This is a genomic window from Ruegeria denitrificans (assembly GCF_001458295.1).
Classification (GTDB): Bacteria; Pseudomonadota; Alphaproteobacteria; order Rhodobacterales; family Rhodobacteraceae; genus Ruegeria; species Ruegeria denitrificans.
In genome coordinates, this window is the sequence record NZ_CYUD01000004.1 from 326,973 (window position 1) to 340,283 (window position 13,311).

13 protein-coding genes and 1 tRNA gene are annotated in these 13,311 nt (G+C 54.5%); 6 read left to right on the plus strand and 8 right to left on the minus strand.

Translation table 11 applies throughout. The annotated features are described in order from the left end of the window. Positions 1-65 precede the first annotated feature (65 nt). Positions 66-140 (plus strand) — tRNA-Val (locus RUE5091_RS08265). 262 nt (positions 141-402) lie between these two features. Here RUE5091_RS08265 and RUE5091_RS08270 read toward each other — a convergent pair. From RUE5091_RS08270 to RUE5091_RS08285, 4 genes are all read right to left on the minus strand, one after another. Continuing rightward, a complete protein-coding gene (locus tag RUE5091_RS08270; RefSeq protein ID WP_058281412.1) occupies positions 403-1,488 on the minus strand; it encodes a radical SAM family protein in 1,086 nt (361 codons plus the stop codon). 767 nt (positions 1,489-2,255) lie between these two features. Then, positions 2,256-4,664 (minus strand): endopeptidase La, encoded by a 2,409-nt coding sequence (lon, locus tag RUE5091_RS08275; protein WP_058281413.1) that lies wholly within the window; start codon positions 4,662-4,664, stop codon positions 2,256-2,258. 220 nt (positions 4,665-4,884) lie between these two features. After that, entirely contained in the window at positions 4,885-6,015 is a 1,131-nt protein-coding gene (gene tgt / locus RUE5091_RS08280) for a tRNA guanosine(34) transglycosylase Tgt (RefSeq protein ID WP_058281414.1), read from the minus strand. 63 nt (positions 6,016-6,078) lie between these two features. After that, the gene (locus tag RUE5091_RS08285; RefSeq protein ID WP_058281477.1) at positions 6,079-6,990 is read right to left on the minus strand and encodes a nucleoside hydrolase; all 912 of its coding nucleotides are present in this window, start codon (positions 6,988-6,990) and stop codon (positions 6,079-6,081) included. A 174-nt stretch (positions 6,991-7,164) separates the two neighbouring features. Between RUE5091_RS08285 and RUE5091_RS08290 the strand changes: the two genes are divergently transcribed. The 3 genes from RUE5091_RS08290 (at position 7,165) to RUE5091_RS08300 (ending at position 8,792) form a co-directional block, all read left to right on the plus strand. Continuing rightward, positions 7,165-8,055, plus strand: a complete 891-nt coding sequence (locus RUE5091_RS08290) for an SPFH domain-containing protein (RefSeq protein ID WP_058281415.1) — start codon at positions 7,165-7,167, stop codon at positions 8,053-8,055. Further along, complete coding sequence (locus RUE5091_RS08295; RefSeq protein WP_058281416.1) at positions 8,055-8,333, plus strand: NfeD family protein; 279 nt, start codon at positions 8,055-8,057, stop codon at positions 8,331-8,333. Before RUE5091_RS08290 ends, RUE5091_RS08295 begins: the two co-directional genes overlap by 1 nt. A 96-nt stretch (positions 8,334-8,429) precedes the next feature. Beyond that, on the plus strand, positions 8,430-8,792 hold the full coding sequence (locus RUE5091_RS08300) for an SUF system Fe-S cluster assembly protein (RefSeq protein ID WP_058281417.1): 363 nt from the start codon (positions 8,430-8,432) through the stop codon (positions 8,790-8,792). A 177-nt stretch (positions 8,793-8,969) separates the two neighbouring features. On the opposite strand, the gene RUE5091_RS08305 is transcribed toward RUE5091_RS08300, so the two are convergent. Beyond that, a complete protein-coding gene (locus RUE5091_RS08305) occupies positions 8,970-9,305 on the minus strand; it encodes a hypothetical protein (protein ID WP_112297153.1) in 336 nt (111 codons plus the stop codon). Positions 9,306-9,483: 178 nt separating this feature from the next. On the opposite strand from RUE5091_RS08305, the gene RUE5091_RS08310 reads away from it, so the two are divergent. Together RUE5091_RS08310 and tpiA are read left to right on the plus strand one after the other, a co-directional pair. Then, entirely contained in the window at positions 9,484-9,849 is a 366-nt protein-coding gene (locus RUE5091_RS08310; RefSeq protein ID WP_058281418.1) for a HesB/IscA family protein, read from the plus strand. Between the two features lie 140 nt (positions 9,850-9,989). After that, complete coding sequence (tpiA, locus tag RUE5091_RS08315; RefSeq protein WP_058281419.1) at positions 9,990-10,739, plus strand: triose-phosphate isomerase; 750 nt, start codon at positions 9,990-9,992, stop codon at positions 10,737-10,739. Positions 10,740-10,747: 8 nt separating this feature from the next. Here the strand turns inward: tpiA and RUE5091_RS08320 are convergent, their stop codons facing one another. From RUE5091_RS08320 to RUE5091_RS08330, 3 genes are all read right to left on the minus strand, one after another. After that, complete coding sequence (locus RUE5091_RS08320) at positions 10,748-11,059, minus strand: DMT family transporter (RefSeq protein WP_058281420.1); 312 nt, start codon at positions 11,057-11,059, stop codon at positions 10,748-10,750. Positions 11,060-11,220: 161 nt separating this feature from the next. Further along, the gene (locus RUE5091_RS08325; RefSeq protein WP_058281421.1) at positions 11,221-12,597 is read right to left on the minus strand and encodes a TRAP transporter large permease; all 1,377 of its coding nucleotides are present in this window, start codon (positions 12,595-12,597) and stop codon (positions 11,221-11,223) included. Further along, positions 12,597-13,274: a TRAP transporter small permease gene (locus tag RUE5091_RS08330; protein WP_058281422.1), complete on the minus strand. Its 678-nt coding sequence runs from the start codon at positions 13,272-13,274 to the stop codon at positions 12,597-12,599. The genes RUE5091_RS08325 and RUE5091_RS08330 overlap by 1 nt, the downstream gene beginning before the upstream one ends. Positions 13,275-13,311 lie beyond the last annotated feature (37 nt).

Here is a 13,311-nt window from a genome sequence, read left to right on the forward strand (position 1 = left end):
TAACAAAATTTACGCCATAAGCGCCCTTGAAAGCCTGCAGAACACATTATATGAGGCGTCTTTATGGGTGATTAGCTCAGTGGTAGAGCGCTTCGTTCACATCGAAGATGTCAGGAGTTCAAATCTCTTATCACCCACCATTTTCTCGCCAGCTGGCGCCCGACCCACGATGTGTTCTTTGATCGTGCAAACGTTATACCTGAACTACTTTGATACAGGGTATTTAGCCCCTTCGACCAACGCGAATACATCGAATAGCCGACCCAGTTCGACAATCTGGTGCCATCACCCCAGTATTCAGTTCCCTGATCCCTGGGGTAATTTGCTTCTCAACAAAAAATATACGCGACAAAGTCGAGCTTGCGCGCAAAATCACTTTTAGCCTTGGTGGTAACACTAAATTCAGTCTTCGTTCGACCGCGACACAAGACGTTTCTTGCCGCAATTATTCCTGCAAACGATCGGCTGTTTGTCCTGCCACCTTGGGTTCAGATGTATTAAGAACTCGTCAAGCGCAGCCCTTGCTGTACTGTAACCGGACCTTCCGACATTCAAGCGTTCATGGTCAAAAGTATCAAAAATATCGCCCATCCAAGGGTCTTTGTCGCTGAAAGCACCTTGTTCATGCATGTAAATCCTGCGACCCACGTGGCAGCAGGGTGTCAAATACCCAAGAAAATCAACGAATGCAGACGCGTTTTTCAAAGCTTCACATTCGATAACAACCTCGGTCTCCTGCGGCTGTTGGCCTTCAGATTTATGCGTTGAATCCGGTTTTGGAGGCAATTTTACGGTAGCAGGTGCGAGACGATGTTCTTCACCTTTGTGAGTATAGGATATTGGCTCTGACCCAAAAAAACGATTGGACGGATACGCCATAAACTTAGCAAATCCCCGATCGCGCGCCAAAGCCTCGGCTATTTGAGTTTCGTTTTCATTATGAAGAAACACAAGCATACGCCATTCAGCTTGCCCACCTGCCTCGATGAAGGCCGCCGTATTTTCCATTATTCTGTCGAAATTGGTACGCACGCGATAGCGGCTGTTTGTTTCCTGGCTTGCCCCATCAATTCCCGCGATCAGCCGAAAATTCCTGTCCTTGGCCAGCATACCAAGCGCATGCCACCAATCGGTTGAGTGTACAGAACAATTGCTGAACAGCTTTATACGCAAGTTGGGGTTCACGTCCCAACACCACTTCAGAATATCCAGAATTTCAGGCACAACAGCGGGATCACCGAAATTGCCGCAGAAATCTGCCGATTCAATCTCTCTTAATAGGTCTTCAGAACAATAGTTCTGAAAGTCTGCCAGTGAGATGGCATCCTGTTTAAGCCAGGACTTGGGCAGGCATCCATTGGGGTCGGTTCGCGCACATTGAGGGCAACCCGCGTTGCAAAGGTCGGTTACATCAAAATGGACGTTCTTAATACGCATCTGATCCTTTAACTTATCACTAATTTCTGACGCACTTTGGTCGGCGTACATAATATTGTCCGCCCCCCAATGGGAGTCATACCTATCTTAACAGAAGCGATTGGTTTTTGGTCGGAAAGTATGACGCCTGACAGCGAATTGCCGATTAACAACATCCATCACGATTAGGATATGGCTGTGGGCTGGGTATGTGACGTAGACCAGATCAGATCTACTTCTTGTCAGAATACCAGGTACTTGTGTGCTCCGCTTAAAACAGCAATTGACATCAGGATGACCGCTCCCGAAGCGTAGTCGCTCAGTTTACGCCTACGCTTCTTTGGCTTCATACTCCATTCAGACCATTTATCTTGGCCGTCATCATTTTTGGAAATTATACCCTTATCCATGACATCGCACTTTCAACAGGTCGGCTTAAATTATGAAGGATTGGAAACAGTTTATCCGATCAGAGGTGAATTCAGCATGAACGTGCGATCTCTTCCCTCTCAATCTACTTGCAAAACTAAAATTCCCAGGCTCTCTTCATCGGGTCCAAACCTTTGTAAAAAACAGTCATCGACCTATAACGCACTGCACACATTGAAAAATGAATTACGTCGGCTATCCGGGACCAACCTAGCCTCCGGACAAATTAACACTGGCGCGCTAAACCAATTCTCGTCACACGAGCGGCGTTTTGGGCTCATACTCTAACATCATAGAAACTTGGGTATGACAGTTCGGCGGCGTTGCAAAAAATATGGATCATGGGGGTCCGCTCGCTCAAAACCCTTCTTTGAACTGAAAAAAGGCGGGGTCACCCCCGCCTTTTTTGATTAATGCGCTGTTGCCGATGGGCTGGTGCCTTCGGTCGCCTTGGCGGCAGCAGCTGCTGCCTCTTCCGCAGCTTCATCCCATTCAATGGGCTCGGGCTCGCGGATCAGCGCCTGTTTCAGCACTTCCGAGACGTGCGTGACCGGGATGATCTCCAGCCCTTCTTTCACGTTGTCCGGAATTTCCGCCAGATCCTTTTCGTTTTCTTCCGGTATCAGAACCGTCTTGATGCCACCACGCAGGGCCGCCAGCAGTTTTTCCTTTAGACCACCAATCGGCATCGCGTTACCGCGCAACGACACCTCACCCGTCATCGCAATATCCTTGCGCACCGGGATGCCGGTCAGCACGGACACGATCGAAGTCACCATCGCCAGACCAGCGCTTGGACCATCTTTTGGCGTGGCACCATCCGGCACGTGGACGTGTATATCCAGCGTGTCGAATTTCGGCGGCTTCACTCCGATCTGAGGCGAGATTGACCGCACATAGGACGAGGCCGCGTCGATGGATTCCTTCATCACATCGCCCAGCTTCCCGGTGGTCTTCATCCGCCCCTTGCCGGGCAGTTTCAGCGCTTCGATATGCAGCAGGTCGCCGCCGACGGACGTCCATGCCAGACCAGTGACGACACCGACCTGATCATCCTGTTCGGCCAGGCCATAACGGAATTTGGGAACACCCAGGAATTCATCTAGATTTTCGGGCGTTACAGTAACTTCTTCCGCCTCTTTCTTGATGATCTTGGTCAGCGATTTCCGCGCCACCTTGGCAATTTCACGCTCAAGGTTCCGCACGCCGGCCTCGCGGGTATAAGTGCGGATCATCTTTTGCAGCGCCTCATCGGTCAGCTCAAACTCCTTGGCCTTCAGACCATGGTTCTTGACCTGCTTGCCAATCAGGTGCTGTTTGGCAATCTCGCTCTTTTCCTCTTCGGTGTAGCCGGCCAGCGGGATGATCTCCATCCGGTCTAGCAGAGGTCCGGGCATGTTGTAGCTGTTCGACGTGGTCAGGAACATGACGTTGGACAGGTCATATTCAACCTCCAAGTAATGATCCATGAACGTGTTGTTCTGTTCCGGATCCAACACCTCCAGCATGGCCGAGGCCGGATCCCCACGGAAGTCCTGCCCCATCTTGTCGATTTCGTCGAGCAGGATCAGCGGATTCGTGGTTTTCGCCTTTTTCAGTGCCTGGATAATCTTACCCGGCATCGAGCCGATATAGGTCCGACGGTGGCCGCGGATTTCGGACTCGTCACGCACGCCACCCAGCGAGATGCGAATAAACTCGCGCCCCGTGGCTTTGGCGACGGACTTACCAAGCGAGGTCTTACCCACGCCCGGAGGGCCAACAAGACACAGGATCGGGCCTTTCAGCTTTTTCGACCGCTGCTGAACCGCCAGATACTCAACGATCCGCTCCTTGACCTTCTCCAGGCCATAGTGGTCGTCATCCAGAATTTCCTGCGCCCGACCCAGATCCTTTTTGACGCGGGATTTGGTGCCCCACGGTAGCGACAGAATCCAGTCAAGATAGTTACGCACGACGGTCGCCTCGGCGGACATCGGACTCATGTTGCGCAGCTTCTTCAGCTCGCCCTCGGCCTTTTCACGCGCCTCTTGCGACAGCTTTGTCTCGTTGATCTTGGCTTCCAGTTCGGCAACCTCATTGCTGCCATCCTCACCATCGCCAAGTTCCTTCTGAATGGCCTTCATCTGCTCATTCAGATAGTACTCGCGCTGCGTCTTCTCCATCTGGGTTTTGACGCGCGTCTTGATCTTTTTCTCGACCTGCAGAACCGACATTTCTCCCTGCATCAGGCCATAGACTTTCTCAAGCCGCTCGCTGACGGAAAGCGTTTCCAGCAGCTCCTGCTTTTGCTCGACCTCGATACCCAGATGGCCCGACACAAGATCGGCCAGCTTGGCGGGCTCGGTGGTTTCACCTACGGCGGTCAATGCTTCTTCGGGGATATTCTTGCGCACCTTAGCGTAACGCTCAAACTCATCCCCGACGGTGCGCAGCAGCGCCTCGGTCGTGGTCACATCGCCCGGAATTTCGGTCAAATATTCGGCACGGGCTTCGAAAAATTCTTCATTTTCAAGAAACTCGGTGATCTGCACGCGTGCCTGCCCCTCGACCAGCACTTTCACAGTACCATCGGGCAACTTCAGTAATTGCAGAACGTTGGCCAGAACGCCCGAGCGGTAAATTCCGTCTTCGGCCGGGTCGTCCTCGCCCGGATCAATCTGGCTGGACAGCAAAATCTGCTTGTCGTCCTGCATCACTTCTTCCAGTGCGCGGACCGATTTATCCCGACCCACAAACAGCGGCACGATCATATGCGGGAACACCACAATATCGCGCAGCGGAAGTACGGGGTATGAGGAATTAAGGGGCTCTTGCATGCTCAATCCTTATCATTGGCAAGACGGCTCCGGTCCCTGTTCAGGCAACGCTCGGCCATCTCCTGTCTTGGACGATAAAGGTGGGGCCTCATCGCCCTTTTTCAACCTTACCGCCTGTATCGCGATTCAGAATGACCCGAGGCTTTGCGGACTGCAAGGCGTCCCGCAAACATATCCACCGAATTTAACAAAACAGACCAACAGGACTGCAAATCACACGCTAAAGCGGTTCGATATCGCCTTGCGCCCGCTGAGCGTGAAACTCTGCCTGCCATGCCGCGAACGTGCCGGCAGCAATGGCGTCCCGCATGCCCTGCATGATTTCCTGGAAATAATGCAGGTTGTGCCAGGTCAGCAGCATGCCCGAGATCATCTCGTTCGACCGGAACACGTGGTGCAGATAAGCCCGCGAATAGTTCAAACAAGCCGGGCATGAACATGCTTCATCCAGCGGTCGCGGGTCATCGGCGTGGCGGGCGTTTTTAATGTTCACAACGCCATAACGAGTGAACACCTGACCCGTACGCCCCGAACGCGAGGGCAAAACACAATCCATCATGTCGATGCCACGCGCAACCGCACCAACAATATCGTCCGGCTTGCCAACGCCCATCAGGTAACGCGGTGTGTCTGTTGGCAAGAAGTCGGGCGCGTAATCGAGACAATCGAACATGGCCTCCTGCCCCTCGCCCACAGCCAGACCACCGACAGCGTACCCTTCGAACCCAATGGCCTTCAGCGCCTCGGCGCTTTCTTCGCGCAAGTCCTGCTCTAGACCGCCTTGCATGATGCCGAACAGCGCATGGCCCGGGCGATCCCCAAATGCCTCGCGCGAACGTTCGGCCCACCGCATCGACAGACGCATCGACTCGGCGATGCGGTCGCGGTCTGCAGGCAAGGCCGGGCATTCATCGAAACACATGACAATGTCAGACCCAAGCAATCGCTGGATTTCCATCGACCGCTCCGGCGTCAGCTCGTGTTTTGATCCGTCGACGTGAGATTTGAACGTCACACCCTTTTCGGTCAGCTTGCGTAACCCGGCCAGCGACATAACCTGAAACCCACCCGAGTCCGTCAGAATAGGTCGGTCCCAATTCATGAACTTGTGCAACCCGCCTAGCCGATCAATGCGTTCCGCCGTGGGGCGCAGCATCAGGTGATAGGTGTTGCCAAGCAGAATATCCGCCCCGGTCGCACGCACGCTTTCCGGCATCATTGCCTTGACCGTTGCTGCAGTGCCCACAGGCATAAAGGCCGGCGTGCGCACCTCGCCCCGCGGCGTGCTGATCACGCCGGTTCTGGCCTTGCCATCGGTGGCTTTCAGGTCAAATGAAAAACGCTCGGTCATGGGGGGCCTCGGGGTTTTTGAACCGCGCAGCATTTGCCCGATCTGTCGGGTCATTGCAACCCATCAAGGCAGCGAGGCAACGCGTTCGGTAAAAAGATGGACGACCCCTGCCCCATCCACATCCCGGCACACACGGACCGGTGGCCGCGATGGATCGGGACGGGTCGCGCCAATCTCAGGTCCTTCGGTCGCCACGCGCAACCCGGTTTCGACAATGTCGAACATCGGTTCATGCGTGCAGGCGATCACGGCGGTGGAATCATGAAGACCACAGCCCTCAAGACCGCCAACCTCTTTGTAGAACTTCAAATAAAACCTTGAGATATCACGCAGAAACCCACCCATATCCGATGACCGTTCTGCTAACGCCTCGAAATCGGCAGTTTCGTAGAGGGTTTTCAACGTCACATCCAAACCCACCAACACGGTCTGTGGCGGTGCGGCAAAGACCTCATCTGCGGCCTGGACGTCGTGATAGATGTTTGCCTCGGCGTGAGGCGTTATGTTTCCCGGGCAGTAAACCGCCCCGCCCATGATCACCAAACGTTTGATATTGGCCGAGAACTGTGGGTCCAGACGCATCGCAGCAGCGATATTCGTCAGCGGGCCAACAGCACAAACCACCAATTCACCCTTATGTTCGCGCGCCATGTCGACCAGAAATTCAGCCGCAGACAAAGCGTGATTGGTGCCAATCTCCGGAATCTCGGTTACATCACCAAACCCTTCAGCCCCGTGCACATGGTCCGACGGGTCGTGGCGATCCCGCCCAAAGGCATAAGCGGCACCTTCGGCCACTGGCGCATCCAACCCCAGTTTATGCAGCAAAAACCGCGCATTCCGACTGGATTGATAAATATGCGTGTTGCCGAAAACCGCGGTCAAGCCAATTAGTTCAATCTCGGGCGCGGCAGCGGCATAAGCAATGGCCATTGCATCGTCGATGCCGGGATCTGTGTCGATGATTAATTTCATAGCGTCCGATACCTCAAACAGGACGGGATGCAAAGCAGTCACATATCTGAATTTCTGCCCTGCATCCGCACCTTCAAAGATTTGCATCCGCGCCTGATCACCCCATACCAGAGTTGAAATCGGGCGACTCAATTCCCATATGTATACTATAGTACACAATAAAAGAGGACAGATATGACCGAAGACCAGATTATTGGATTGCTGACGTCCAACATCATTTACGTGCTGGCGGCAGTTTTGATCGTCGTTGTCATTTTCAAGGGCATAAAAATTGTACCCCAATCGGAAAAATACGTGGTTGAACGGTTCGGACGCTTACATTCCGTGCTTGGCCCCGGGATCAACTTTATCGTTCCTTTTCTGGATGTTGCGCGCCACAAGATATCCATTCTGGAACGTCAACTTCCCAACGCAACGCAAGACGCGATCACCAAGGACAACGTTCTTGTACAGATCGACACCTCGGTGTTTTACCGCATTCTCGAACCGGAAAAGACGGTGTATCGTATCCGTGACGTAGACGGTGCGATTGCAACAACTGTGGCTGGTATCGTGCGGGCGGAAATCGGTAAAATGGATCTGGATGAGGTCCAGTCCAACCGTGCGCAATTGATCGAACGTATTCAGGAAAGCGTCGAAACCGCCGTTGATGACTGGGGCATCGAAGTGACACGCGCCGAGATTCTGGACGTGAACCTGGATCAGGCCACCCGCGACGCCATGCTGCAACAGTTGAACGCCGAACGCGCACGTCGTGCGCAGGTGACCGAAGCCGAAGGTCAAAAACGTTCGGTCGAATTGAACGCGGACGCCGAGTTGTACGCCGCCGAACAAACCGCCAAGGCGCGCCGTATTCAGGCCGAAGCCGAAGCCTATGCAACCGGCGTGGTCGCCAAGGCCATTCAAGATAACGGCATCGAGGCCGCGCAATATCAGGTTGCCCTAAAACAGGTCGAGGCGCTGAATACTCTTGGTAGTGGCAGCGGTTCGCAAACCATCGTTGTGCCCGCCAACGCGTTGGAAGCCTTTGGCGATGCCTTCAAGATGCTGAAAGGAGGAAAGTAATGGCTGATCCCTTCTGGCTGACCTGGTGGCTCTGGCTGGCCTGGGCGCTGGCCTTGGGAATCCTAGAGATCGTTCTGCCCGGTTTTATCTTTCTGGGCTTTGCGATAGGGGCCGCCGTCACCGGGCTACTGCTGATCATTCCCGGCATCACACCTTCGCTGCCGATCCTTCTGCTAATCTTCGCAGCTTTGTCCCTTATTGCGTGGCTGGTTTTACGGCGAGTGTATTCCCTGCCCCACGGTCAGGTGAAAACCTTTCGGCACGACATTAACGATTAAAAATGCAAGGCGCCCCTTTGGGGGCGTCATTGCGCCTCTGGACGCTGGCTTAGGCTTTCCCTATATAATTGCTCAGGTAACAGACCCGAGGCACGAATGACTCATCCGAGCGAACAGTTAGAAGGTTCCCCGCTGATTGCACCTTCAAGCGTTGAGCACCCCCTTTATGACACCGTGGTGGAAGCCTGCCGCTCGGTCTTTGACCCTGAGATTCCGGTTAATATCTATGACCTTGGTCTGATCTACACGATCGATATCAATCAGGAAAACGCGGTGAAGATCATCATGACGCTGACCGCGCCCGGTTGTCCTGTCGCCGGTGAAATGCCCGGCTGGATCGTTGAGGCTGTCGAACCCGTCGCGGGTATCAAAGAGGTGGACGTCGAACTGACATGGGAACCCCCCTGGGGCATGGAGATGATGTCGGACGAGGCGCGGCTTGAACTTGGCTTCATGTAAGCCAAAAAATTAACCCCTTGTAGTAAAAGCTTTATAATTATGTCATCGGTACGTTGGAAAACCGTTACCGAAATCAGGAATTGTATCGACGTGCTAGTATCCCACTAAGCACACGCCTGACGACCCGAATAGAAGGCCGCTCTTGCCCGAGGGCGGTCTTTTTTATTGGCGCGCAACTTATTGCACGCCACATTTCGACTTTATCTCCGCAGCCCGATCATCCAGAGCCTTTACATAGTCTCCTGCCAACATGGACAATCGTTTATTTTCTGTTCCAGTCACCAAACCCAACAGCGCTCCGGCCGGTAAAATGGATATGACACTTTCCACCTGCTGATCTTGGGCATGCTTTTTCTCAGCCGCTATCGCGCGCAGGTCGCCTTCGGCAGTGGCACAGTTGACCGGATGCCTTTTTTGTTCTGCTTCAGCCAAAGCTACATCTGAAGTTATCAAAGACAGCCCAACAACTGACGCTAATGTCATGATATTGCATGAAAATTTTATATTGACCATTTTCTTAACCCTGTATCGTTCTGCCGGAAATCATCTGTGCTCAGCTAAGGTCAGCTTGTTTCAAAAGGCAAGTATTATCCCGAAATGCCTGAAAAGTTAGGTAAGAATGGCTGCTATGTCTTGAGCCATTGCCCCGTCGGCACTAAATTAAAGCCTACGCGCGACAACGGAGATCACAATGTTCGGCATTCCCGGCAAACAGGCCGTGACCATGACGCCTAAGGCGGCAGAGCAGATTGCCCGCCTGATGGAAACAGGCGGCCATGCAGGCCTGCGCATCGGCATCAAAAAAGGTGGCTGTGCCGGCATGGAGTACACGATGGACTATGTCGATCAGCCTGACACAAACGACGAGGTCGTGGAACAGGACGGCGCGCGGATCATGATTGCCCCAATGGCACAGATGTTCCTGTTCGGAACCGAGATCGACTATGAAGTCTCTTTGCTCGAATCAGGGTTCAAGTTCCGCAATCCCAACGTCGTTGACGCCTGTGGCTGCGGCGAATCGATCAAATTCGACGAAAAGCTGTCTTCCCAACCCTAAGACCACTGGAACCACGGGAACCCTTCGTCGAAATACGGCAGGTACCGTAGTTTTGGAAACTGCGTTGCAACCACAATTGTCAGCCCGCGCCGGCGGTGCTATCCGGTTCTGGAACTTACGAAATTCAAGGAGATCGTGATATGCGGCGCAAGCTGGCAGCTGGGAATTGGAAGATGAACGGAACCTCGGCCGCGTTGAGTGAGTTGGACGCTCTGGCCCGCGCCTTCCCTTCACCATCTGTCGATATTCTGATCTGCCCGCCCACCACGCTTTTGCACCGCGCCGCCGAAACCGTGCGTAACACTGGCATCACCGTTGGCGGACAGGATTGTCACCCTGCGGCCTCGGGTGCGCATACAGGTGATATCAGCGCTGACATGCTGGTCGATGCCGGGGCAAACGCCGTCATTCTGGGCCATTCCGAACGCCGTGAGGATCATGGCGAGCAAAACGAATCCGTCCGCGCCAAAGCTCGCGCAGCCATGGATGCCGGGTTGAAGGCTATCATTTGCGTCGGCGAAAGCCTGGAACAACGCGAGGCCGCCAATACGTTGGACATTATCGGCGGCCAACTGTCGGGTTCGATCCCGGATCAGTCGACCGGCGAGAATCTGATTGTCGCCTATGAACCGATCTGGGCCATCGGCACCGGCAAAGTGCCCACGTTGGATGAAATCGGCGAGGTCCACGACTTTATCCGCAACCGCCTGGAACGTCGGTTCGGCGAAGGTGTCGGTCGGTCTGTTCGGTTGCTTTATGGCGGTTCGGTCAAGCCATCAAACGCGAACGAAATCTTTGGCGTGTCGAATGTGGACGGCGCGCTGGTCGGTGGGGCCAGCCTGAAGGCGCAGGACTTCTCGGGCATTATTGATGCGCTGCAAAGGGCCTGAGCTATAGCTCAGGCCAGTTTCATCGTTACCAAGCCAGTCACGATTAGGACCGCCGCGATGATACGCGCGGCGTTTACTGTTTCTCCTAACAGCATGATTCCTACCAGAAACGCCCCTACTGCGCCGATGCCGGTCCAGATGACATAGGCCGTACCCAAAGGCAGCGTGCGCATCGCCAAGGCCAGCAATCCGAACGAGCCGATCATAGAAACCCCCATGATAGCGGTCGGCCAAAACCGAGTGAAACCGGCGGATTGCTTCATGGCAACGGCCCACACGATTTCAAGCAGGCCAGCGAACAACAGATAAATCCAGGACATAAGGACACCTCAGAATAGTTCGGGTCGTCCCGAATGATCACCCGTTTGGGGAGGTCGTCCTCTGATGCCGATGTGGGAAGGTTGGCAGCAACTTCAAGTGGCTGGCAAAGAAAAAGGCCGGACAGATCGCGCTGCCCGGCCTGTACGAAGGGGAACCTTCGCTAGTTCGTTATGATTTCCGGCCCCATAAAGGTATTGGGCAGGAAGGTCGATATCCACGGGATATAGGTCACCATGATCAGGAAGACGAAGAGCACGGCCAGGAACGGCAGCGCGGCCTTCACCACACCCATCATTGGCATTCCCGCTACACCCGAGGTCACGAACAGGTTCAACCCGACTGGGGGTGTGATCATCCCGATCTCCATGTTCACCACCATGATGATGCCGAGATGGATCGGGTCGATGCCCAGCTCAATCGCAATCGGAAAGACCAGAGGCGCCACGATGACCAGCAGGCCCGAGGGCTCCATGAACTGACCACCGATCAGCAGGATCACGTTAACCACGATCAAGAAGGTTACCGGCCCCAGACCCGCCGACAGCATGGCGCTTGCGATATGCTGTGGCACCTGTTCGTCCGTCAACACGTGCTTCAGGATCAGGGCGTTGGCAATGACAAACAGCAGCGTGACGGTCAGTTTACCGGCCTCGAACAACGTATGTTTGGTGTCCGGATGGAAGAAAGCCGTGATCAGCGCATAGGGTTTCTTGATCAGCGGCAGGTTCGCCTGACCCTCTTCTGTGCTAAGTGGCCCCATATCCTTGTAGACAAAGCTAGCAATCAGGAACGCATAGACGGCTGCCACAGCCGCAGCTTCGGTTGGGGTAAAGATACCGCCATAGATCCCGCCAAGGATGATGACGATCAGGAACAGGCCCCAACCGGCTTCGCGCGCCGAAGTAAAGACCTCGCCCCACCCTTTCCATTCACCTTTCGGCAGGTTCTTGACCTTTGCCATGACATAGATGGTGATCATCAGCATCAGACCGGCCATCAGGCCCGGAATGACACCGGCAAGGAACATGCGCCCGACCGAGACTTCAACGGCGGCGGCATACACAACCATCACGATCGACGGCGGGATCAAAATACCCAGCGTGCCTGCATTACAGATCACACCAGCGGCGAATTCCTTGGAATACCCAACCTGCCGCATCCCGGCGATCACAATCGAGCCGATGGCCACAACAGTCGCCGGAGACGACCCGGACAGCGCTGCAAACAACATACAGGCAAACACACCCGCAATCGCCAGACCACCCGGCAGGTGACCCACACAGGCAATCGAGAACCGGATGATACGCCGCGCCACGCCGCCGGTCGTCATGAAAGAGGATGCGAGGATAAAGAACGGGATCGCCAGAAGGGTGAAATGTCCTTCAAAAGCCTCGAACAGCGTCCCGGCCACCGAAGCCAGCGAACTGTCGGAATACATCAGCAGAAACAGGGTTGAGCTGAGGCCCAGAGCCACCGCAATCGGAACCCCGATCAGCAGCAGGCCAATGACCATCGAGAAAAGAAATACAACGTCCATCAGTCGTGATCCCCTTGCTGAGCGCGCACTTCTTCAATCTCGTCCTCGACCTCATGGCTGGCGACAATGCGGTCAGTCTCACCGCGCCAGATCTGAATGGCGGCCTGCGTAAAGCGGATCACCAGCAGCAGCATCGACAGCGGCAGGACGAAATACGGGACGACCTTGGGCAGTTTCTCGTAGGCTTCGTCGTAGTTGATCATCGCTTCCAGGAACCGCAGCGGTGCGACCATGGGGATGTCGTCGACCTCATAAAAGCTCTGACTGCGGGCGTCGAAGTTGAAACCCGTCGGGAACCAACGACCCGATGTGGGCGGCAAGTCAGCGAACACAGCCCAATAGTCATACGCTCCTTTCAGCATCAGCAGCGAAAACACCAGACAGCAGCCCACCGCAATCAGCGCCAGAACGCGGCGCGGGGCCGGTGCCAACATGTTCAGGATGGCATCCACACCCAGATGCGCGTGCTTTTTCACCGCATAAGACGCCCCCAGCAGCACCAACCAGCCAAAGGTGAACACCGTTAATTCAAGCGCCCACAGAATGTTGGAATTGAACACGAACCGTGCGATCACATTGGCAAAGGTCACGGCCGTCATCAGGCCTAGCAGCAACGCGATCAGGGTTTCTTCGATATGGTCGACCAGCCCGCTTTGGTCGGGTTTCGCACCAGACATCTCTTTAGTCCCCGCAATTTTTTTGTGATGAGAGTGA

Excerpts from the sequence above, each read along its gene's own strand:
- RUE5091_RS08270 (WP_058281412.1), bottom strand. The coding sequence starts at position 1,488 with ATGTACGCCGACCAAAGTGCGTCAGAAATTAGTGATAAGTTAAAGGAT.
- tgt (WP_058281414.1), bottom strand. The coding sequence starts at position 6,015 with ATGACCGAGCGTTTTTCATTTGACCTGAAAGCCACCGATGGCAAGGCC.
- tpiA (WP_058281419.1), top strand. The coding sequence starts at position 9,990 with ATGCGGCGCAAGCTGGCAGCTGGGAATTGGAAGATGAACGGAACCTCG.
- RUE5091_RS08310 (WP_058281418.1), top strand. The coding sequence starts at position 9,484 with ATGTTCGGCATTCCCGGCAAACAGGCCGTGACCATGACGCCTAAGGCG.
- RUE5091_RS08285 (WP_058281477.1), bottom strand. The coding sequence starts at position 6,990 with ATGAAATTAATCATCGACACAGATCCCGGCATCGACGATGCAATGGCC.
- RUE5091_RS08300 (WP_058281417.1), top strand. The coding sequence starts at position 8,430 with ATGACTCATCCGAGCGAACAGTTAGAAGGTTCCCCGCTGATTGCACCT.
- RUE5091_RS08295 (WP_058281416.1), top strand. The coding sequence starts at position 8,055 with ATGGCTGATCCCTTCTGGCTGACCTGGTGGCTCTGGCTGGCCTGGGCG.
- RUE5091_RS08290 (WP_058281415.1), top strand. The coding sequence starts at position 7,165 with ATGACCGAAGACCAGATTATTGGATTGCTGACGTCCAACATCATTTAC.
- RUE5091_RS08320 (WP_058281420.1), bottom strand. The coding sequence starts at position 11,059 with ATGTCCTGGATTTATCTGTTGTTCGCTGGCCTGCTTGAAATCGTGTGG.
- RUE5091_RS08325 (WP_058281421.1), bottom strand. The coding sequence starts at position 12,597 with ATGGACGTTGTATTTCTTTTCTCGATGGTCATTGGCCTGCTGCTGATC.
- lon (WP_058281413.1), bottom strand. The coding sequence starts at position 4,664 with ATGCAAGAGCCCCTTAATTCCTCATACCCCGTACTTCCGCTGCGCGAT.
- RUE5091_RS08305 (WP_112297153.1), bottom strand. The coding sequence starts at position 9,305 with ATGGTCAATATAAAATTTTCATGCAATATCATGACATTAGCGTCAGTT.
- RUE5091_RS08330 (WP_058281422.1), bottom strand. The coding sequence starts at position 13,274 with ATGTCTGGTGCGAAACCCGACCAAAGCGGGCTGGTCGACCATATCGAA.